The 18815-nt window shown below is 67.3% G+C and carries 22 protein-coding genes; 5 read left to right on the top strand and 17 right to left on the bottom strand.

Features of this window, described 5'->3' with window-relative positions; all coding sequences use genetic code 11:
* Window position 1 precedes the first annotated feature (1 nt).
* The 15 genes from SSKA14_RS19600 to SSKA14_RS19530 all read right to left on the bottom strand — a co-directional run bounded on the left by SSKA14_RS19600 (window position 2) and on the right by SSKA14_RS19530 (window position 11462).
* Window positions 2–2083, bottom strand: a complete 2082-nt coding sequence (locus tag SSKA14_RS19600) for a tail fiber domain-containing protein (RefSeq protein WP_008265034.1) — start codon at window positions 2081–2083, stop codon at window positions 2–4.
* A 7-nt stretch (window positions 2084–2090) separates the two neighbouring features.
* Entirely contained in the window at window positions 2091–2639 is a 549-nt protein-coding gene (locus tag SSKA14_RS19595) for a phage tail protein I (RefSeq protein WP_232281442.1), read from the bottom strand.
* 223 nt (window positions 2640–2862) lie between these two features.
* Window positions 2863–3759 (bottom strand): baseplate J/gp47 family protein, encoded by an 897-nt coding sequence (locus tag SSKA14_RS19590; protein ID WP_008267723.1) that lies wholly within the window; start codon window positions 3757–3759, stop codon window positions 2863–2865.
* 2 nt (window positions 3760–3761) lie between these two features.
* Window positions 3762–4100 carry a GPW/gp25 family protein gene (locus tag SSKA14_RS19585; protein ID WP_008264997.1) on the bottom strand — a complete coding sequence of 113 codons (339 nt, stop codon included), beginning with the start codon at window positions 4098–4100 and terminating at the stop codon, window positions 3762–3764.
* A 52-nt stretch (window positions 4101–4152) separates the two neighbouring features.
* Window positions 4153–4743 (bottom strand): phage baseplate assembly protein V, encoded by a 591-nt coding sequence (locus SSKA14_RS19580; protein WP_008266319.1) that lies wholly within the window; start codon window positions 4741–4743, stop codon window positions 4153–4155.
* Window positions 4740–5294 (bottom strand): hypothetical protein, encoded by a 555-nt coding sequence (locus SSKA14_RS19575; protein ID WP_040008650.1) that lies wholly within the window; start codon window positions 5292–5294, stop codon window positions 4740–4742. Before SSKA14_RS19575 ends, SSKA14_RS19580 begins: the two co-directional genes overlap by 4 nt.
* 93 nt (window positions 5295–5387) lie before the next feature.
* On the bottom strand, window positions 5388–5663 hold the full coding sequence (locus SSKA14_RS19570; RefSeq protein ID WP_040008648.1) for a hypothetical protein: 276 nt from the start codon (window positions 5661–5663) through the stop codon (window positions 5388–5390).
* Complete coding sequence (locus SSKA14_RS19565; RefSeq protein ID WP_008266266.1) at window positions 5638–6015, bottom strand: hypothetical protein; 378 nt, start codon at window positions 6013–6015, stop codon at window positions 5638–5640. The genes SSKA14_RS19570 and SSKA14_RS19565 overlap by 26 nt, the downstream gene beginning before the upstream one ends.
* Window positions 6012–6497, bottom strand: coding sequence for a glycoside hydrolase family 104 protein (locus tag SSKA14_RS19560; RefSeq protein WP_008267595.1), 486 nt, complete (start codon window positions 6495–6497; stop codon window positions 6012–6014). Before SSKA14_RS19560 ends, SSKA14_RS19565 begins: the two co-directional genes overlap by 4 nt.
* A complete protein-coding gene (locus tag SSKA14_RS19555; protein WP_004154677.1) occupies window positions 6494–6844 on the bottom strand; it encodes a hypothetical protein in 351 nt (116 codons plus the stop codon). Before SSKA14_RS19555 ends, SSKA14_RS19560 begins: the two co-directional genes overlap by 4 nt.
* Window positions 6841–7269 (bottom strand): Mor transcription activator family protein, encoded by a 429-nt coding sequence (locus SSKA14_RS19550; protein WP_230078891.1) that lies wholly within the window; start codon window positions 7267–7269, stop codon window positions 6841–6843. The genes SSKA14_RS19555 and SSKA14_RS19550 overlap by 4 nt, the downstream gene beginning before the upstream one ends.
* 350 nt (window positions 7270–7619) lie before the next feature.
* The gene (locus SSKA14_RS19545; RefSeq protein ID WP_008267355.1) at window positions 7620–8003 is read right to left on the bottom strand and encodes a hypothetical protein; all 384 of its coding nucleotides are present in this window, start codon (window positions 8001–8003) and stop codon (window positions 7620–7622) included.
* A 151-nt stretch (window positions 8004–8154) separates the two neighbouring features.
* Window positions 8155–8706 carry a hypothetical protein gene (locus SSKA14_RS19540; protein ID WP_008268393.1) on the bottom strand — a complete coding sequence of 184 codons (552 nt, stop codon included), beginning with the start codon at window positions 8704–8706 and terminating at the stop codon, window positions 8155–8157.
* A 40-nt stretch (window positions 8707–8746) separates the two neighbouring features.
* A complete protein-coding gene (locus SSKA14_RS19535) occupies window positions 8747–8974 on the bottom strand; it encodes a hypothetical protein (protein WP_008268745.1) in 228 nt (75 codons plus the stop codon).
* A 151-nt stretch (window positions 8975–9125) separates the two neighbouring features.
* Window positions 9126–11462 (bottom strand): VapE domain-containing protein, encoded by a 2337-nt coding sequence (locus SSKA14_RS19530; protein WP_008267093.1) that lies wholly within the window; start codon window positions 11460–11462, stop codon window positions 9126–9128.
* Window positions 11463–11942: 480 nt separating this feature from the next.
* On the opposite strand from SSKA14_RS19530, the gene SSKA14_RS23595 reads away from it, so the two are divergent.
* The 5 genes from SSKA14_RS23595 to SSKA14_RS19505 all read left to right on the top strand — a co-directional run bounded on the left by SSKA14_RS23595 (window position 11943) and on the right by SSKA14_RS19505 (window position 16815).
* Window positions 11943–12167: a hypothetical protein gene (locus tag SSKA14_RS23595; RefSeq protein ID WP_008265251.1), complete on the top strand. Its 225-nt coding sequence runs from the start codon at window positions 11943–11945 to the stop codon at window positions 12165–12167.
* 11 nt (window positions 12168–12178) lie between these two features.
* On the top strand, window positions 12179–12433 hold the full coding sequence (locus SSKA14_RS19520; RefSeq protein ID WP_008265192.1) for a hypothetical protein: 255 nt from the start codon (window positions 12179–12181) through the stop codon (window positions 12431–12433).
* A gap of 211 nt (window positions 12434–12644) precedes the next feature.
* The gene (locus SSKA14_RS19515) at window positions 12645–13031 is read left to right on the top strand and encodes a DUF2946 family protein (RefSeq protein WP_008265366.1); all 387 of its coding nucleotides are present in this window, start codon (window positions 12645–12647) and stop codon (window positions 13029–13031) included.
* Window positions 13032–13159: 128 nt separating this feature from the next.
* Window positions 13160–15298: a TonB-dependent receptor gene (locus SSKA14_RS19510; RefSeq protein WP_008267129.1), complete on the top strand. Its 2139-nt coding sequence runs from the start codon at window positions 13160–13162 to the stop codon at window positions 15296–15298.
* An 11-nt stretch (window positions 15299–15309) separates the two neighbouring features.
* Window positions 15310–16815, top strand: coding sequence for a PepSY domain-containing protein (locus SSKA14_RS19505; protein WP_008266300.1), 1506 nt, complete (start codon window positions 15310–15312; stop codon window positions 16813–16815).
* A 9-nt stretch (window positions 16816–16824) separates the two neighbouring features.
* Here the strand turns inward: SSKA14_RS19505 and SSKA14_RS19500 are convergent, their stop codons facing one another.
* Window positions 16825–17958, bottom strand: a complete 1134-nt coding sequence (locus SSKA14_RS19500) for an MFS transporter (RefSeq protein ID WP_008266295.1) — start codon at window positions 17956–17958, stop codon at window positions 16825–16827.
* 11 nt (window positions 17959–17969) lie between these two features.
* A complete protein-coding gene (locus SSKA14_RS19495) occupies window positions 17970–18746 on the bottom strand; it encodes a DeoR/GlpR family DNA-binding transcription regulator (protein WP_008267884.1) in 777 nt (258 codons plus the stop codon).
* Window positions 18747–18815 lie beyond the last annotated feature (69 nt).

The following is an 18815-nucleotide window of genomic DNA, read 5'->3' as shown; positions in this document are numbered from 1 at the left end:
ATCAACGCTCCGCCTTCAGGGCGCGAACCTCGGCCGACAGCTCCTGGATGGCCTTTGCCAGGACCGGCAGCAGCTGGTCGAGCTTGACCGACGCCACGCGCTCGCCCTGGAACTCGACGCCTTCCAGGTCGACCGCTTCCGGGACCAGTTCGGCCAGCTGCTCGGCCACGAAGAACAGGCGACGACGGCCGTCGTCGTTGTACTCGGGCTTGTAGTGGCCGGCTGCAAGCTCCATCTGCTCGACGGCAGCCAGGCCGTAGGGGAGGGTGCCTTCGATGTTCTTCAGCTTGCGGGAGGAGCCGAAGTCATATCCGCCGATGGTAGAAAGAACGCCCCCTGAGGTAAGTGACATCTTCGGTGTCAGCGCTCCGGGCGTGTTGACGCCGAACTGCAATGTTTGATACTCGGTCCAGATGGCGCCATGCGTGTTGCCGCCCGTGTCGATGAAGCCGAGCCCGCCGCCGTAATTGCCTTGTGAGATCAGTCCGAATGATCCAACTCCATTGCCTGGGGAGGCGTTGATGGGCTTGGCGACGATCTCGCCGTTCGCTGTGAAGTGAACGCGGTTGGTACCTTGGGAATCGTTGTATCGCAGCCCATTTGCGCTGATCGCAACGTCCACGTTGCTGCCAATATCCACCTGTTGGCCCCGACCCTGGAGGCTCGCGCCTTCCCCGGTCAGGAACAATTTCGCGAATGCGTCTTCAGCCGCATTGACGGACTGGATCATGGTGCTACTGGTGCCATCATTGACAATGCGAATCAACGAGCCGTTACCCGCTTGCACCTTGAGCGGGCCGGTCATCTTGTCGCCGGCCTTGTTCACTTTGCTTGTCGGATCGAAGTTGCCGCTGGTCCAGACATTGCCGCCGGCGTTGAGCATGGCGGTGTATCCGCCTGCCGCATTGGCGAAGGTGAAATTCGATCCGTTCTTGAAGATGTACGAGTTGGCGTCGCCCAGCACGAGTACGCCATCGTTGGCCACACCATTCCAGCCATAGGAACGAAGCGAGTTTCCATTCACGCCGACGTGTCCGGTGAACGTCCCGCCGGTCTTGTCCATCTTCGCTTCCGGCGCGAAGTTGCCGGCGTGCCATATGACCGAGCCATTCCAGCGCGGCGAGTCGCCATGCTTGATGGTGATTTCGCTGCTGGCATTGCGATCGGCACTCCACACGCGCCACAGGCCCGTGTTCGCCCAGCCACCAATGAACGATTGCTCAGCACCTGCGGCGCCGAAACCCACCAGCGGATAGTTGCCGCTGATGAACTGCTGGTCGGTGAAGGTATTGCCCGCCTTCGTCGCTTTGCCATCCAGTGCCGACTGCAGCCCGGTCACGTCAGCAATCACATGCTTGTGGCCCACTGTGGCGAAGTCACCGGCCAGGGCGAACTCGGAGGCATGCTTGCCGTCCAGGGTGTCGGCGTCCAGGCCGTTGCCATGCCCGGTGTCCTTCAGTGCGGCACTCTTCAGTTCCAGCGCGGTGCGGGCTGCCGTGGTGGTCGCAGCCGACAGCAGTGTCTTCGCCAGTGCGGTCGGGGCGCTGGCACCGAAGCGCTTGTCGGTGTAGGCGCGTACGCCACGCGGCGTCACCGCGCGCTGAGTGTCGGTCGCATCTTCGGCTTCGGTGCTGGTGGCCAGTTCGACCACACCCACGACCTCGGTGGTGGCGGGCGGATAGATGAAGCCGGCGTCACCGAACTGGATCAGTGCAGTGTCCACCTCGGCGAAGCGCGTATCGGTGGCCAGCAGCAGCATGGAGGCGGCCGACTTCTCCATGATCGGATCGGCTTGGCCATACGTGGCGAACAACGTGCCGTCGGCCAGGTACAGGCCGAACCCGCGCAGCGTGTAGGCCGTTGCGCTGTCGTCGCGAATGGTGACGTGCACGGTGTCGTCGCCCACCGCCTGGCCACCAAAGGTGACGAGGCGCTTGATTTCACCTGGCAGCGCGGTAAGCCCCGCCGATGGAGTGAAGGCAATGGAGGTCAAACCAATCTGCGTGATCAGGACGGCGTTGGTGCCGGTGTTGGGCGGATTGACCAGCTTGGCGAAGCCGGCATCGGTGATTTTCAAGCGCATGCGGGGGTTACTCTCCGATCAGTTGAAGGCGGCGGAAGGCCGTGGCGTGGGCGGCTGCAAGGGCGCCGACGGCGGCGTCGGCCTGCATGCCCTGGGTGAAGGTGAAGTGCGATCGCACCGGTTTGGTCCGGTTGATCTCGCCGATGACGTCCTCGACGAACATCGCCGTGGCGGCCTGGCCACCCTGGTTGGCGATGGTCATCACCGCTTCGAAGGTGTGCGGCGGTCCCTTGGGCTGCAGCTGCCACCATTCGCGGATCAGCACCGAGCCACCGAATGCGGCGACCACGTCGCGCACACTGCCGGCGGTGCCCTTGCGGCGCTGGATGGCGATGGCCGTGCGCACCCGGGCGCGCTTCACCGCTTCGGGCCAATAGGCCTTCCACTCATCCACCGACAGTGCCCAGGCCAGCCAGGGCAGCAGTGCGGTCGGGCAGCGGTCGGCGTCCCACAGTGCGGTGATGTCCACTGGCAGCGGGCGCGCCACGCTGGCGCGGGCAAGCGCGCGCTCGGCGCGGGTGGCATTGGCGGGCAGCAGGTTCGCTGCCGACGGCACCACCACCTGGGCGTCACCCTCGATGCTCTCGCCGGGTACCGGTGCAGCGGCCAGGGTCACCACGCTTCCCTCGATCAGGCCGCCCTGTAGTGGCTGCCGTCCTTGCGCGCTGGTGCGGTACACCGACTGCAGCGTCGCCAGCGTGCCACCCGGGTGGCGGAAGGTGCGGTTGCGGCCATCGATCGCGCCGCGCAGGCGCGCGTTGATCAGGCGCGTGCTCGGCTCATTCATCGGTGCCGCCATGGGTCAGGGTCACGCCGGTGCAATGCGTGGCCTGGGTGCGATCGACCACCACGTCGGCAGCCGGGCGGATGATCTCCACGCGCTGTACGCCCTCGGCGTGCAGTGCAGCGAACAGGCCCGAACGGGTGACGTCACGGCCGAGGCGATGCGATTCGCTGATGTAGCGATCCAGGCGGCTGCGCGCCTCGGCCAGCACCACCTGCGAGTCCGGGCCGGCGAAGGTGAACAGCGCAGCCTCGACCGCGTAGTTGACGATCGTGGCCGGCTTCACCAGCACGTGATCGGTCAGCGGCCGCACGTCATCGGCACCCAGCTTCGCCTCGACGATGTTGAGCAGGCCCTGGGTGGCGCTTCCATCCGTCTCGCGCGACAGCACCGAGACCACGACTTCGCCCGGGGAGGGGCTGGTCGCGCTTGCATCGAGTACCCGCGGATCGGCGCTGAGTGCATGGAACACATACGCGCCCTCCGGCCCGGCCACGCTGAAGCCTTCCGGGCCGAGCTGGATACGGCGGCGGAAATCTTCATCGCTCTCGTAGCGTGGCGCGATGCCCTCCTGCGGCTTGCCCGGGTCCAGCACCTGGCGCACGATGCCGAAGATCGCAGCGAGATGGTCCAGGTCGCTGCCGCCGGCATAGGCCAGCATCACGCCGCGCGCGGCGTCGTTGACGCGTTGGCGATCGAGCAGGCGCAGGTAGGTGCAGACCTCCAGGATCTTGAAAGCAGGGTCCGACGGCAGCAGCGCGTCGAAGGTGGGATCCAGGGCCTGCAGCGCGGTCAGCGATTCATCGAACATGGCTTCGAAATCGAGCACTTCGATGACCGCCGGGGCAGGCAGCTGGGACAGATTGACACTGGTGAACGAGCCGGATGCCACGGTTAGCGAACCTCGATTCCTTCGATGGTGATGGCCTGCCCGTCGGGTAGATGGATGCCGGTGACTGCCAGGATCATCACGCCAGGGGCGGGGAGGGAGACGTCGACGTTCTCGACGTGGAGCCGCGGTTCCCATCGCGCCAGGGCGTCGACGGTGGCGGCAATCAGGTCCATGCGCAGCGAGCGATTCGTGGGCGCATCGATCAGTTCAAACACGCGTGAGCCGTATTCGCGGCGCAGTACGCGGGAGCCAAGGGGCGTGGTGAGGATGTCACGCACGGATTGGTGCAGATGGGCCAGCCCATCCAGTGATTTGCCGGTGTTGGCGTTGATTCCTCGCATGGTCTCTATCGTCGTGGAGTGCGGGTTTTCAGGGCATTGCACGCGTGGCCACTCAGGCCTGCGCCGGCGTGGTCGGTGCGGTGGGGCCCTGCGCGGTGTGCTTGTGCGCCTTCAGGCCGATGGCGCCGGCCTTGATCTCGCCCGGGGTGCTGATGTCCTTGCCGGCGGTGATCGCACCGGTCACGTCCAGGTCGCCGGTGGCCTTGATCGACGGTGTATCGAGCAGCACCGATTCGCTGGCGATCACCTGCGCGCTTGCGCAGGTCACGATGACCTTGCCGCTGCCGACGTTGACGCTCAGCGTGGAGGTTTCCTGGTCGTACTCGACGATGCTGCCGTCGGCGTACTGGGTGCGCTGCCGCATGCGCGAGTCAGCCGGTGCGGCGAAGCGGTCCTGGTACAGGCTGCCCAGCACCAGCGCCTGGCCCGGATCGCCATAGGGACAGGCCAGCACCACCTGCTCGCCCGGCTCGGGCGCGCACCAGCTGCGTACGCCCGGCCCGGCACGTCGTTCCAGCCAGGGAATCCAGTCGGTGAGCATGCCGTCGGCATCGACGCGCACGCGCGCTGTGGCTTCGTCGAGCTCGCGCACGACGCCGATCATCAACAGGTTGCCGATCAGCCGTGCGTGCTCGGCGCTCATGGCGCGTGCTCCGGCAGCGGTTGGTAGCGCGGCTCATGGGCACGGCCGATCTCGGGCGCGAAGCTGAAACTGGCGCGCGGTACCACGCCGCCGGTCTCTTCCCAGGCGTTGCTGCCCAGTGCCATCGGCAGCGACCATTCGACGATCCAGCTGCGCAGCCCTGGCAGCGCCATGGCGGTGTCTTCAGGCAATGCGGCGATCACGTCGATCGCGCCGCTGGCCACGCCGGGAAAACGGCCGAGCTGGTGCAGCCAGGTGGCGAGGTCGACGGTGGTGTTGCGCAGCTGCAGCGCCACCCCGGGCGCGTCCGCCGCCAGAGCAACACGTGCCTCGAAGCGCAGCAGGGCCTGCATCTGCCCACTGCCATCGGCGTTGTCCTTGCTGCGGTCGCAGCGGGTCATCGCCAGCAGGCACGCGGGCGTCGCCATGCCTTCGGTACCGGCCTCCCGATGGAACTCGACGGTTGCGAAGTGCGGGAAGCGCGCACGGATGGCCGCTTCGATGGCGGCAAGCAATGCGTCCAGCGGTGGAGGAGAGGGGTCGGTCGCCATGTCAGCTCGTGCATTGAATGGAAAAAGGGGCGTGGCCAGTGTTGCCATCACCGCCGTTGGGCGGCATTGCAGGCGTGGCCGTGTGCAGCTGGATCAGCGCGTGGTCGCGGCGCGCAGGGAAGCCGCGCCGCTATCACAGCCCGCAGGCATCAGCGGTTCCGCACCATTGAGCGTGATGCCGCGCTGGCCACCGAGGCTGCACAGCAGCGCGTGCAGCTGATCGGCGAGTGCGTGGTACCGACGTGCGACCTCGACGTGATTGCGCAGCAGCGCATCGTCATCAGTGCCATCGAGGTCGGGCAGTGGCGGCGCGACACGCAGTTGCGCCGGGGCGATGGCGAGGTCAATGCGGCAGTGCGCCGCCGGCATTGGCCTGGCGCCAGATGCGCACGAACTCAGCATCAGCATTGCCGCGATCGCGGCCAGGAGTCTTGGCATGGGTGTCGATGTCCCGTTGCAGGGCGTTGAACTGCTGGGTGCGCTCCGCCTGCGTGGCCAGGCGCTGCGATTCGGCCCGGGCGCCGGCCCGGGCATTGGCGAGGTCCTGCTGATGTGCGGCCTGCGCCGCATCAACGCGGGATGCCTGCTGTGCGGCCTGGGCGCTGGCAACGGCGAGGTCCGCGCTGCGGTCCCGCAGGGTCCACCCCAGCCAGGCGCAGCCGGCATGGCTGCCGACGAGCAGTAGCAGGCCGACGCGCAGCCTCAGCGCGAGTGGGGTCATGCCAGGGCGCCTCCTGCGGTGCGATAGGCCGCACGCAGCGTCTCCAGCGCCTGTTCCTTCTGCCCGTAACCGGCGCCCGGCAGCGATGCCCAGATACGCCGCGCCGCGCTGACGGCGGCGTCGAATCGCCCCAGCCGGACCAGCTCGTAGGCACCGCATTGCTTGAGCAGGGCGACGGCGGCGCGATCCTGCGAGACCGGGCCGAAGTCGGGCAGGCCCAGGCGTGCGCGCAGGTCGTCCCAGGTACTGCGCAGGAACTGGTAGCGGCCGGCAGCACTGGATTTGATGCCATAGCGCGGCAGAGACACCAGGACGCGGGGATGGTCGCGGTAGGTGGCGAACAGCTGGCCACCGACGATCACGTCGTAGCCGCGGTCACGTGAGCGCTGGCTGGGAATGTCGGTACCCTCGGACACGGCCAGCATGTCGAGGAACGCGGCCACGTTGGCACCGCCAAGGGCGCTGGCTGCGGCGGCGGTCATGCGGCTGCCTCCGGCTGCTTGCGCACCAGTGCCAGCAGCGCGTCTATCTGCACGCTCTGCTGGGCGATCTGTGCACGCAGGGCGTTGACCTCGCCACGCAGTTGCCCGATCTCCTGCGCCATCGCCTCGCGTTCGTGCATCAGGCCATCGGCGCGGGTGCGCTCGGCGGCGAGCTGCTCCTGCAGGGTGCGCAGGGTGTTGCTGGTGGCTTCATCGGCGGTGCGGTCGACCTTGGCCGACGACAGCCATTGGCGCAGCCACAGCGACACCGCGATCAGTACGCCGGAGGTACCGCCCAGGTATTTGGCCCAGTCGGGTACGCCGGCCAGCAGGTCGCTCTCGTTCATGCGCGTGCGTATCCCTTGAGCAGGGCCGGATGGACCGCAGGCGGTGGCGCGGAGCGGGCATCGCGCAGGGCGCGCTTGATGGTGGTCTGCGAGACACCGAACTCACGCGCGACGTGGTCGCGTGGCATGCCGCTGGCAACGGCACGTGCGATGCGTTCGCGGCGCTGCTGCGCACCGGCAGCGAAGCACGAGGCCAGGAACAGCAGCTCGCCGCCGAAGTGCGCGACCAGCCGCTGGGCGACGTCGTAGCCGAGGATGTCGATCAGCCGGTGCTGGTCGGGCAGGGTGGACGGCACGTAGACGATGACGCGGTGGCGGCCGGTGGTGCTGGAGGTGGTCGGCGGCCATGCACGCACCAGCGTGAGGGCTGCGGATTCGCCGATGACCTCGGCGAGGGTCTGGATGCTGTCGGGCAGGGCGTTCATGAGGGGTGTCGTCAGTGGCATTGATCTCCACTGTTGCTCTCCCGCACCTTCAGTCAACACCTTTCATCTACTTGCGGTGCGGCCTACTGAAGACATTCAGTGAGCCTGAGCACCGGTGAGGACGGCGCTGCGGATGCCTGCGGCGGCTCTTGCCGGGTTGTCGTTGCCGCAGCTGTTTCCGGTATTCCTGTACTCGCTGTCCTCACCGTGTGGAAACAGAGGCAGGTCAAGGGAATCCGGCAGGTATGGGTGAGGACGGCCTTGTTGCCCGTCCTCATGTCCGGGCGCAGGCTCGGAAACAAAAAAGCCCCGGACGATGCCGGGGCTTCAGGACTGCAGGTGGGGCTGGGTCAAAGGTCGAACACCAGGTTGCCGCCGGTCTTGCGGGGGATATAGCCGGCGTCGCGCAGCCAGCGCGCCGCATTGACCTGGTCCATGCGCTTGACGGGAAAGCGGTTGGCGAACATCAGGAAGCGCGCCACCGTGATCGACTCACCCTTGCCCTTCAGGGCGGCCAGGGTTTCGGTGAACCACGGTGCGGGCGGCTGCTGCCTGCCCGGGCGGGCCACGGTACGGGCCTGCGTCGAGCTGCCATCGCCGGCCTGGGCCTGGGCCAGCGAGCACAGCGAGATGAAGATCGCGTCCAGGCTCACGATGTCCTTGCCACCCTTGGGCTGGGACTTGAACAATTCGATGGCCTTCAGGCGCGTCGACGTGAACTGTTCGACCTCCATGGCGTTTCCTCTCTGAGACAATGATTGGGGGATGCAGGGTGACGACAGGTGTCGTCGGTGATGGGGCGACCTTACATCATTTTCGCCGATGATGGGTCGCGACCTGCGCTTGGATGGGCGGGAAGCGGGGGCACGCGATGATGCGCCGTGCTCAGATCACTCCGCGCGACAACAGCTGGTCCAGCGTCCTGCGCACCAGATCGGCTGGCGTGCCGTCATTGTCTACTTCGATGTCGACCAGATGATCCGGCAAGGGCTGTTCGCTGGCATGGCCCGGACGGCTGACGCGGATCACGACACCGCCACGACGGCGGATCGCGCGGGCTTCATCGATCACGCGCACATCCGGCACCAGTCCGCCTGCAGGCAGGCGTGCGAACAACGAGCGCACCCGCAGTTCGGGGAGAATGCAATCACGCCCCGATCCGGTGCCGGTGCCCTGCATCAGCTGCTGAGGGATGAGCTCAGCCAGCGCCCGCAGCGGGGTAGCAAAGCTGTCGCAGGGCAGCGCCAGCGCCGAGGCCAGTCCATTGGCCAGGGTGTCCTTGCCCGCATGCGTGGCGCCGGCGATGCCGATGTAGAGCGGACCGGCTGCCTGCGGGGCAGGCCGCAGCGGAGTGCGGCCCAGGGCGGGGCCGGTACCGAATGCGGCCAGGGTGTCGGCGATCATGCGGTGGCCGCTGTCGAGGGAGGCGGGGATCATGCGGAATCTACTCCTGAAAGAAGACGGTGAGCGGCGGCGGTCAGGAATCGCGACCGGCAGCACCGCGCGCGCGCAGCAGGCGCTGGGTGATGCGCCCCCCGCGGGCGGCGGCCGCGACAGGGTCAAAGCACAGCATGGCGGTGCGCGTGCGGCGGCCAGCGGCAAGGTGATCGCGGATGGTCCGTTCGGACAACACCGGTACCCGTTGGTGGATCTGCCGCACGGTCAGCTGCTCGCCTTCGAAGGCATGAAGTTGGGGACGAGGCATGACGCAAGCGCTCCTGGAAGGTGGCGTGGCCGATACAGGCATCTTGCCTCCGTGGGCTCTTCTAGTCAACACCTTTCATCTACTTGTATCTTGATTGGTGCGGCCGTTGGGCCGCGCGCCCCTCCAATGCACACCCCGTGGGCACCCGGCATCAGAACGGGCCTGCCGCCTGCTCGCCGAGGCTGAGCCTGCGCGGCGGCATCAGCCAGACCTTGGCCCGCTCCTTGCCCACCACGCGCGTACGTACGCCATGACGTTTCACCACATAGGCGGCCGCCTCGTTGACGTCGCGGCGGTTCGGCTTGTCGATGCCCGCGGCAATGACGATCTCGGTGGCGCGGTAGTGCGCGTTCCAGTGCTCGGTAGGCAGGGACCAGTCGAAGCGGCGGTCGATCAGTTCGGCGATCGGCGAGATCGGTTCGTGCTCGCTGTTGGTGGCATTCAGCGCGTCCAGTTCCTCGGCGGACAGGTGCCAGGTCTCGCCGTCGCAGTACAGCGCATGAGCCTCGGCCCACACCTGCTGCATGTCGATCCGCGCCGGTTCGCCCAGTGCCACGGCATGCACGGTCCACCAGCGCGTGTTGCCGGTCGCGTCGCGCAGGAAGCGCTCGTCATTGACACTGGCAAACAGGATGGTGCGGCGCGCATAGCGCGATTCGTTGCGCGCGTACGGGCGGCGGATCTCATCATGGCTGCGCGAGATGAACGATTTCAGCGCGGCGATATCGGTGCGGCGGAAGGTGGCATCCACTTCACCCAGCTCGACGATCCACTTGGAGATGACCTGCTTGATGCTGTCCTTGTTGGCCGGATCGAGCACCACGCCGTCGGCGATCAGCTGCAGTTCCGGCGGTGCCAGCTGCCGCGCCCAGCGTGTCTTGCCCAGATTCTGTTTCGAAACGAACGTCAGCACACCCCGCGCCACCACGCCATCCGGTTCAAAGGCCGCCGCCACGCCGGAGACCAGCCAGCGTCGCATCAGTACTTCCTTCAGGATGTGCCCGTCGGCCATGCGCGTGGGTTGCGCTTCCTGCACCGTATCGAAGAACGCCTGCAGGCGGGACTGCCCGTCCCATGGGCGTGAGGTGATCCAGCTGGCGACCGGATTGTAGGGGTTGGCTTCGGCCACCTGGCACAGGTTGGTTTCGAAGCTGGCGGTGGTCATGCCGGCGCGGTGCATGCAGTCCATCACTTCACCGGCAGCCACTTCCTTGGCATTGTCCACCGTGCTCTGCAGGCCCGGCACCAGGATCTCCAGGTCCTTGCGGATGACGTTGTAGCGCACGGTCACGCCGGTGCGCCGGCACAGTTCGGCCAGATTGCGCGCGGTGGGCAATGGGCGGCCGCGCGGGCTGGTATCCGGGAAAGGCGTGAAGGCATCGAACGCAGACAGGTTGCCGGGCACCTGATAGCTCGCGCTGGCTGCCGAAGGTGCGACGTCGCCGGCCATGTCATCTTCCACCACGGCGGCTGGCGGCGGCAGGAGCTGCGCGCGGACCGCCTCCAGCCCCTCGCGCAGGTGCAGGTCGTTGAAGTCGGTCGGGCGGTCACTGTCACCGTGCACCGCGGAGAACTCGGGCCATGCCACGCGTGCATCGATCTCCGCGGCGGCGCGCGTTGCCTGGGTGACGCCGGGATTGTCCACGGGCTGCCGGGTCCACTGATCGTTGTCCGCGCAGAGAACGAACACACCGTCGGGCACGGCGCTGCGCCAGGCGCGGGCGACTGCGGCGAGGTTGCCCGCATCCCAGGCGACCACCACGCACCAGCCGGTGGCCTGATGGATGGAGGCGGCGGTGGCATAGCCCTCGGCGATGGCGATCGGCTGCGCAGCGAGCGGTTTTCCGATGACATGGAAACATCCCTGTTTGCGGCCACCGGACAGGAAGTCCTTGTCGCGCCCCAGTGCGGGTTCCATGCGCGGGAAGATCGCCTGCAGCGAGACGATCCGACCGGCAGCGTTCATCACCGGCACCAGCAGCGTGTTGTCGATGTGGCGGAAGACCAGGCCGTCGCTGTTGCGTACCGGCCACGGCGCCACCCGCAGGCCATGCGCAGGGATGCCCTTGCGTACCAGATACGGATGGCTGCTGTCCGCAGGTACAGCGCGGTTCCAAAGCACGTTGGCAGCCTTGGCGGCGGCCTCCTCGCGTTCGCGCTGCTGCTGCTCGCGTTCGGCACGGGCTTCCTCCTGGCGGTGACGGATGGCGCGCTGTTCGGCGGCGCTGAGCGTGCCGGGTGACTTCGCGCACCAGGCATGACGGGTGCCGGTGCGCCAGCTGCCGAACTCGCCGACCGGGACCTGGTCACCGAACAGTACGGCCCACCCATTGCGAGTGCCAGGGCGATCACCCTGCACATGGAAGCGCACCAGCGTGCCGTCGGCATTGAGTGCCTCGCGGCCGCGGGCGTCCGGCACGATGCCGTGCGCGTGCATGACCTGCAGGAACGCAGGAACGACGTCCTGCGCTGGGTGCGATGTGTGCATTCGGCGAAGCCCCTTGAAGCGTGGTCCGGTTCACCGCAGCCTGTCGATGCGCTGCGTGATTCATGCCAGGCACGGTGCACGTGGCGACCGGCCGACGCGGCAGGGCCAGCAGCAGAGGGGAGGCGGTGATGCGGCCATGGTGTCGGAATGACCCCTCTTTTGCAACACCTTGCGACACCTTGCATCCCTGAGCCCGACAGCGTGGCCGGGTGTCATGAGGATCTGCGATGACGTTCGCAGATTGTCGCTCCTGCGGCGGCGTGTCGCAGTTGGCGAGAACCGTTTTTCCGATGATGCCGTTGCCGCCAGATGCGGCCTTCCCACACGCCTTTCGCCCTTCCGGGCGCCCATGCACAAGGAGCCTGCATGCCTGAAATCCACTGCAACCACAAACGCCGAACCGATGCCGGGAGCGACTCATCCAACGCCGTCGATGCGTTCTCAATCGGTGCGACCACCCCCCGATAAAATACAGCCGGCATGACGGACACCATCGACGAAGCGCAGGAACTGGAAGCGCGCCATCTGCAACAGGCATTGGCCCAGCACGCAACGCGGGCCCGCACTGTTGCCCCTCTCACACCCATTGGGGAATGCCACAACCCGGACTGCAGCGAAGACTTCAACAACGATCCGGCCAGGCTGTTCTGTGGGCCTGCCTGTGCCGAGCGCTACGAAGCCATCCATCAACACCGCAACGCATAGGAACAGGGGACATGTCTCTGAACAGCAACGACGCTGGATTCACCGAACGCATCGCCGGAGTGTCGGCCGAGCTCGCCGTGCTGGTGAGCCTGGTGGAGCACCACATCCATCTGCAGTTGGCCGACCTGACCGATTCGGGTGATGTGGATGCGCAGGAGCGATTCGCGGTCGCCGATCCGGAGCGCTGGTTGGAGAACGCCCGCAACAGCCTGCAGGCGGGCGTCATGTTCCTGGAACGCGCTGTGCGGCAGCCCGCCCGGTTCTAGCGGTGCCGCGTGGGGACGGAAGGGGCCGGTGTGGTCGCCTTCCGTCCCCACCGGAGTACGCAGCGCGCTGCTCGACGGGGGCTGCGTCATAACGTCGCACCGCCTGTGCAGCAACCCTGAACGCGGTCCAAGGTTGGGCGAGGCCCCGTAGAATGGCGACGTGCGCCGTTCTGTTCTCCACCGCCGGTTCCAGGCCCTGGCATGGCTTGCCATGCTGCTGGTGCTGCTCGCCCCGCTGGTGAGCCGCTGGCTGGCGCATGGCCACGTTGCGGCCAGCGCAGCGGTGGCGGCGATGGACCACAGCCTGCACGCACCGCATGCGGTGGAGGGCCACCACGACCACCATGCGATGGCGATGCAGCACGGCGACGCGGCCCCGAAGCCTGCTGCCGACCCCCATGCCGATCATGAGATGGGCGTGGACTGCGATTACTGCCTGATCGCCGCACGGATGATCACCCTGTTGGTGGCAGCATTGCTGCTGTTGGCACCGATGACGCCGGTCTGCCGCGCGTTGCGCGGTGCGGTGCAGGCCCTGCCGCAACGGATCAGCGGCACCCTGGGAGCGCGTGGGCCACCGGTCCCCAGGGCCGCCTGAGCCGCACCCGCGCTGCAGTGATCTTCCTGCCATGAGGTTGCCGGCCACGGCCGGTGCCCGCCCGCGCGTGCCTATCCCTTTCTGATTGCTGCCCTGCAATGCGGGGTGGCCTTGCATGCCGTGACCCAATGAAAACCAACCCCAACTCCGCGCGCCTGCGCCGGGCGCTGCTGCCTGCGCTGTGCACCTTGCTTCTGCAGGCGACACCTGTCCTTGCCGCCGATGCGGCGCCTCCTACCACGCTGGATACCGTGCGCGTGGTCGACACCCGCAGCAGTGAGCTGTCTTCCACCGCCAGCGCGGGCTCCGCGCTGGGCCTGAGCGTGCTGCAGACGCCGGCCAGCCTGACCGTGATTTCGCGCGACCAGCTGGAGCAGCGCGGCGATACCAACCTCAACGATGCGATCAGCCGGGCAGGTGCGATCAGTGCCATGCCGCATCCCGGCAACGGCCTGAGCGCGCTGTCCAGCCGTGGTTTCACCGATGGGGCGTCGGTGATGCGGTTGTATGACGGATTGCGCCAGTACGGCGGCGTGGGCATCACCTTCCCGTTCGATACCTGGTCGATCGAGCGCATCGAAGTGCTGCGTGGGCCGGCCTCGGTGATCCATGGCGACGGCGCGATCGGCGGGGTCATCAACATCGTGCCGAAGAAGCCCTCGCGCGGCGCCATCGAGAACGAAGTCAGCGTGACCGTCGGCAGTGAGGACACCGCACGCCTCGGTTTCGGCAGCGGCGGCGCGCTGACCCCGGCGCTGGCGTACCGGCTGGACATGAGTGGCAATTACAGCGCCGGGTGGGTCGATCGCGGGCGCAACAGCGACGCCACCTTCTCCGGTGCGCTGCTGTGGCAGCCGCGTGATGACCTGCAGCTGACCCTTACTCATGCGCAGGGCCAGCAGCAGCCGATGCGCTACTTCGGCACGCCGCTGGTCGACGGTCGCCAGCTGGACGCGCTGCGCCACCGCAACTACAACGTGGAAGACAGCCAGATCCGTTTCCGTGACCGCTGGACTCAGCTCGACGCGCTGTGGACGCCCACTGCGAACGTGGAGTGGCGCACCCGCGTCTACCAGATCGACAGCCAGCGCGACTGGCGCAACGCCGAGGCCTATGTCTACAACCCGCGTAGCGGCCTGATCGATCGGTCCGGCAATACCCAGATCACCCACAACCAGGACCAGACCGGGCTGACCTCGACGCTGCGGGTGCAGGGTGAGGTGGGCGGCCTGGCGAACAGTTTCGCGGTGGGGCTGGATGCCAACCGTGCGCACTTCAAGCACACCAACAACACCTATGCCGGCAGTTCGGGCCCGGTCGATCCGTTCCATCCGGTGCCCGGCACGTTCGTCAGCGATGCGCCGAATCTGCCGCGTTACCGCAACCGCGCCGAGCAGTACGCGCTGTTCGTGGAGGACCGGCTGGCACTGAGTGAGCGCTGGTCGGTGCTGGGTGGGCTGCGCCACGATCGTGCCGACATTGATCGCACCGATCTGATAAGCGGCCAGCGTGCGTTCTCGAAGACCTACAGCAGCACCGGGTGGCGCGCGGGCACGGTGTTTGCGCTGCGCCCGACGCTGAGCCTGTATGCGCAGTACTCGCAGGCGGCGGACCCGGTCAGTGGCCTGTTGATGATCAGCCCGGCCAACGGGGCGTTCGACCTGGCCAAGGGCCGGCAGGTGGAGGTGGGCTTGAAGCAGGCCTTCGACGGCGGCGAGTGGACGCTGGCTGCGTACCGCATCCGCAAGACCGGTCTGCTCAGCCGCGACCCGCTGCAGCCCGACCGCCGGGTGCAGGTGGGCGCGCAGACCTCGCGTGGCATCGAGGCTTCGTTGAACTGGGACTTCGCGCCGCACTGGTCGCTCGATGCCAACGCGACGGTGCTGAAGGCCGAGTTCGAGGACTTCCTGGAAACCACGGGGACGCCACCGGTGCTGATCTCGCGCGACGGCAATGTGCCGCCGAACGTGGCCGAACGCCTGGCCAACGTGTGGTTGAGCTGGCAGTTCCTGCCCGAGTGGACCCTGGCCGGCGGCGCGCGCTACGTCGGCAAGCGCTACGCCGACAACGCCAACACGCTGGAGCTGCCGGGCTACAGCACCACCGACCTGGCGTTGTCCTGGCAGTCCGCGCCGCGGACGCGGGTGACTGCACGCCTGTTCAATGTGTTCGACAAGGCGTACTACGCCACCGCGTACTACACCAGCACACAGTGGTTGTTGGGTGCGGACCGGCGCGTTGAATTCACGCTCGACCATCGCTTCTGAGGGTGCCAACCATGTCGCTGCGATCCACCGCCAAGCGCTGGACCTACCTGGTGCATCGCTGGCTGGGCATCGGCGGATGCCTGTTGATGTTGCTGTGGTTCGTCAGCGGCATGGTGATGCTGTTCATCGGCTATCCGAAGTTGACACCCGGTGAGCGCCTGGCGGCGCTGCCGGTGCTGGGTGATGCCGTCGATTGGCGAGGGTTGTCGGCGCTGCCAGGCGCTGTCCAGGCTGAGCCGGAAGCCGTGGCGCTGACCACGCTGCGTGGCGAACCCACCTATGTGGTGCGTGGCGGCAGCAACATCGGTGCGTGGTCGGCGCGGACAGGCCAGGCGCTGCTGCCGGTGTCGGCACAGCAAGCTGAAGCGTCGGCCGCGCAGTTTGCCGGCGGGCAGGCCTTCGTCGGCGCAATGCGCGTGGATGAGGATCGATGGACACACTCACGCGCGCTGGATGCACATCGGCCGCTGTACCGGGTCGAGGTGGGTGGTCCCCAGCCTGGGGACCTGTACGTGTCCTCGCACACGGGCGAGGTGATGCTGGATGCGCCGCATGTGCAGCAGCGCTGGAACTATGTGGGTGCGTGGCTGCACTGGCTGTATTTCCTGCGCATGCAATCGGTGGATCCAGTATGGACGTGGGTGGTGATCGTGCTGTCGGGGCTGTGCACGGTGGCGTCCGTCAGCGGCATCGTGGTCGGTGTGTGGCGCTGGCGCTTCCGTGGTCATTACCGGTCGGGCGCGAAGACGCCGTATGTCGAACCCTGGATGCGCTGGCACCACCTGATCGGCCTGGTCGCTGCTGCATTCGTGTTCACCTGGATCTTCAGCGGCTTGATGTCGATGAATCCGCTGGGTGTGTTCAGCAGTACCCGCGATGCGATCGACCCCGGGCGCTATCGTGGCGGCAGGGTGGCGGTGGACGGGACGCTGGCCGAACCGTCGGCGTTGCTGGCGGTGGCCGGCGATGCGCGTTTCCGGCCGGTGGAAATCCAGTGGCGGCGCATCGGCGGCGAGCTGTTCGCGCTGCTGCTGGATGGGCAGGGCGATACCCGCATCGTGTCCATGGCTGAAGGGCGGCTTCAGGTATCGCGCCACCTGCCGGTGGCGTGGTTGCAGCTGAAGGCGCGGGCGATCTCGCATGCACCGATGCAGGGTTTCTCGCTGCTGCAGTCGCCTGATGCCTACTTCTATCCGCGCGCGCCCGAGGCCATGAACGGTGCGGCCGTGCGTCGCTTTCCGGTGGCGGTTGCGGACTTCGGTGATGCCGAGGCGACGCGTGTCTACCTCGACCTGGGAAGCGGTGACCCGCTGTTGACGATGGGGCACCGCGAGCGGGTGGGGCGCTGGCTGTTCTACTTCCTGCACAGCTGGGACCTGCCGGCGATGCTGCGGCAGGACATCGCGCGACTGGGCGTGTTGCTGCTGCTGAGCGTGGCGGGTACTGCGCTATGTGCGACCGCTACCGTGATCGGCTATCGGCGTGTGCGGATGAAGGTGCGGCGTCGACGGCGCTGATGCGGCGGGTCACACCCGCAGCCAGCGCGTGGACACCGCCACCAGCAACAGGGCGGTCGCCACGCCGATGAACGCGGCGATCAGACCGAAGTGATTGGCGGCGAAGCCGATCAGCGCCGGGCCCGCGAGGATGCCGGCGAAGCCCAGCGTGGACACCGCCGTGATCGCCAGCGCACCGGGCATCCGGGTCTGGTGGCCGGCCAGCGAGAACAGCGCCGGTGCGATGTTGGCGCAGCCCAGGCCCACCAGCACGTAGCCGGCCAGAGATGCCTGCCAGGGCGTAACCAGGGTCAGCACCAGCACGCCGCTGGCGGCGAGCAGGGCGCCGAACACGATCGCGCGCTGGCGACCGACGCGTGCCACCAGCGCATCGCCGAACAGGCGCGCGACGGTCATGGTCAGGGTGAAGGTCACATAGCCGATGCCGGCCAGGCTGGCGTCCACACGACGTACGTCGCTGAGGAACACCGCACTCCAGTCCAGCATCGCGCCTTCGCCGAGGAAGGCGATGAATGCCAGAACGCCGATGAACAGCACCACGCCGTGCGGCATCGCCAGCATCGGCGTGTCATGCGGCATGCGCTCGCGGTGCCAGTGCGACGCCGACAACAGCATCACCAGCAGCATGGCGCCTACGCCGATCAGCACAGACGCCAACGGTGGCAGCCGTGCCGAAAGCAGTACGGTCATGGCGGCCGCACCAAGGAACCCGCCGATGCTGAAGAAGGCATGGAAGCCGGACATCATCACGCGCCGGGCTTCGCGCTCGACGATCACTGCCTGCACGTTCATCGTGCAGTCCATCGCCCCCACCGCGGCACCGAACACGAACAACACCAGTCCCAGCAGCCAGGCCGTGTCGGCCAGGACCAGCCCGGGCACGCTGAGGCAGATCAGCAGCGTGCTGGCCACCATCACCCGACGGCAGCCCAGGCGCGCGGCTAGCACGCCGGACAGCGGCATCGCCAGCAGCGAACCGGCACCCAGGCAGAGCAGCACCAGGCCCAGCGTGGCATCGTTGATGTCCGTGCGTGACTTGGCGAAAGGCACCAGCGTGGCCCACAACGCGGTAGCGAAGCCGGGAATGAAGAACGCAGCGCGGGTCGCGTGCTGTTCGGCACGCGCGCGGGTGGCAAGAGGCATGGGCGGTTCGGTCAGGGCAGGGTGGGATGCACGGTGATGCCGGCGGCACGGAAGCGGGCGGCCAGTGCGGGAGGCGCTGACGTTGTCAGCACCAGATCGTCGATCTCGTCCAGGCTGGCGATCTGCCAGTGGCCGCGCGCGCCGAGCTTTTCAGTGGTGGCAGCGACGATGACGCGGCTGCTGCACGCCACCATCGCGCGCTTCAGCGTGGCTTCTTCCGAATCCATCGCCCACACGCCGGTGTCGCCGTCCACCGCGCACGGGCCCGGCAGGTACACATCGGCGCGCAGGCGCTGCACCTGGGCCAGCGCTTCGGAACCGACCGCGCCGCCACCGCTGGCCAGGCGGCCGCCGATCAGCTGTACGGTGGTGCCTTCATGCACGCTGGCGGCGGTGGCGATCTGCGGCGCGTTGGTGATCAGCGTCAATCCCAACGCGGCGGGCAGCTGCTGGGCGATGGCCAGGTTGGTCGACCCGGCATCGAGCAGTACCACCTGGCCGGGCTGCAGCAGGGCGCAGACGCGCGCGGCCAGTTCTGCCTTGTCGCCGCGATCGCGGGTCAGGCGTTCACGCAGCGGGCGTTCCTTCGGCGGTGGCAGCACGGCCCCGCCGTAGACGCGCTGGCACAGGCCCTGCGCCGCCAGCTCGCGCAGGTCGCGGCGGATCGAATCTTCGGAAACGGCATAGCGACGCGCCAGGTCGGCGGCCACCACGCGGCCCTGCTGACGCAGTTCCTCAAGGATCTGCTGGGGGCGCTGGGCGGCAAGGGGGCTGGGATCGGAACTCATGTCGCAAGTGTGCACATTCGTGCATGAACGTGCAACAACATGCATGTGGCCGAGGTGGACACAGGGTGG

The sequence above is a fragment of the Stenotrophomonas sp. SKA14 genome, from assembly GCF_000158575.1.
Classification (GTDB): domain Bacteria; phylum Pseudomonadota; class Gammaproteobacteria; order Xanthomonadales; family Xanthomonadaceae; genus Stenotrophomonas; species Stenotrophomonas forensis.
This window is presented reverse-complemented; position numbering and strand designations above follow the sequence as displayed.

Coding starts and splice junctions, on each gene's coding strand:
- SSKA14_RS19505 (WP_008266300.1), top strand. CDS start 15,310: ATGTCGCTGCGATCCACCGCCAAGCGCTGGACCTACCTGGTGCATCGC.
- SSKA14_RS19495 (WP_008267884.1), bottom strand. CDS start 18,746: ATGAGTTCCGATCCCAGCCCCCTTGCCGCCCAGCGCCCCCAGCAGATC.
- SSKA14_RS19580 (WP_008266319.1), bottom strand. CDS start 4,743: ATGAGCGCCGAGCACGCACGGCTGATCGGCAACCTGTTGATGATCGGC.
- SSKA14_RS23595 (WP_008265251.1), top strand. CDS start 11,943: ATGACGGACACCATCGACGAAGCGCAGGAACTGGAAGCGCGCCATCTG.
- SSKA14_RS19520 (WP_008265192.1), top strand. CDS start 12,179: ATGTCTCTGAACAGCAACGACGCTGGATTCACCGAACGCATCGCCGGA.
- SSKA14_RS19570 (WP_040008648.1), bottom strand. CDS start 5,663: ATGCCGGCGGCGCACTGCCGCATTGACCTCGCCATCGCCCCGGCGCAA.
- SSKA14_RS19545 (WP_008267355.1), bottom strand. CDS start 8,003: ATGGAGGTCGAACAGTTCACGTCGACGCGCCTGAAGGCCATCGAATTG.
- SSKA14_RS19535 (WP_008268745.1), bottom strand. CDS start 8,974: ATGCCTCGTCCCCAACTTCATGCCTTCGAAGGCGAGCAGCTGACCGTG.
- SSKA14_RS19510 (WP_008267129.1), top strand. CDS start 13,160: ATGAAAACCAACCCCAACTCCGCGCGCCTGCGCCGGGCGCTGCTGCCT.
- SSKA14_RS19530 (WP_008267093.1), bottom strand. CDS start 11,462: ATGCACACATCGCACCCAGCGCAGGACGTCGTTCCTGCGTTCCTGCAG.
- SSKA14_RS19555 (WP_004154677.1), bottom strand. CDS start 6,844: ATGAACGAGAGCGACCTGCTGGCCGGCGTACCCGACTGGGCCAAATAC.
- SSKA14_RS19540 (WP_008268393.1), bottom strand. CDS start 8,706: ATGATCCCCGCCTCCCTCGACAGCGGCCACCGCATGATCGCCGACACC.
- SSKA14_RS19600 (WP_008265034.1), bottom strand. CDS start 2,083: ATGCGCTTGAAAATCACCGATGCCGGCTTCGCCAAGCTGGTCAATCCG.
- SSKA14_RS19560 (WP_008267595.1), bottom strand. CDS start 6,497: ATGACCGCCGCCGCAGCCAGCGCCCTTGGCGGTGCCAACGTGGCCGCG.
- SSKA14_RS19500 (WP_008266295.1), bottom strand. CDS start 17,958: ATGCCTCTTGCCACCCGCGCGCGTGCCGAACAGCACGCGACCCGCGCT.
- SSKA14_RS19565 (WP_008266266.1), bottom strand. CDS start 6,015: ATGACCCCACTCGCGCTGAGGCTGCGCGTCGGCCTGCTACTGCTCGTC.
- SSKA14_RS19575 (WP_040008650.1), bottom strand. CDS start 5,294: ATGGCGACCGACCCCTCTCCTCCACCGCTGGACGCATTGCTTGCCGCC.
- SSKA14_RS19550 (WP_230078891.1), bottom strand. CDS start 7,269: ATGAACGCCCTGCCCGACAGCATCCAGACCCTCGCCGAGGTCATCGGC.
- SSKA14_RS19515 (WP_008265366.1), top strand. CDS start 12,645: ATGCTGCTGGTGCTGCTCGCCCCGCTGGTGAGCCGCTGGCTGGCGCAT.
- SSKA14_RS19585 (WP_008264997.1), bottom strand. CDS start 4,100: ATGCGAGGAATCAACGCCAACACCGGCAAATCACTGGATGGGCTGGCC.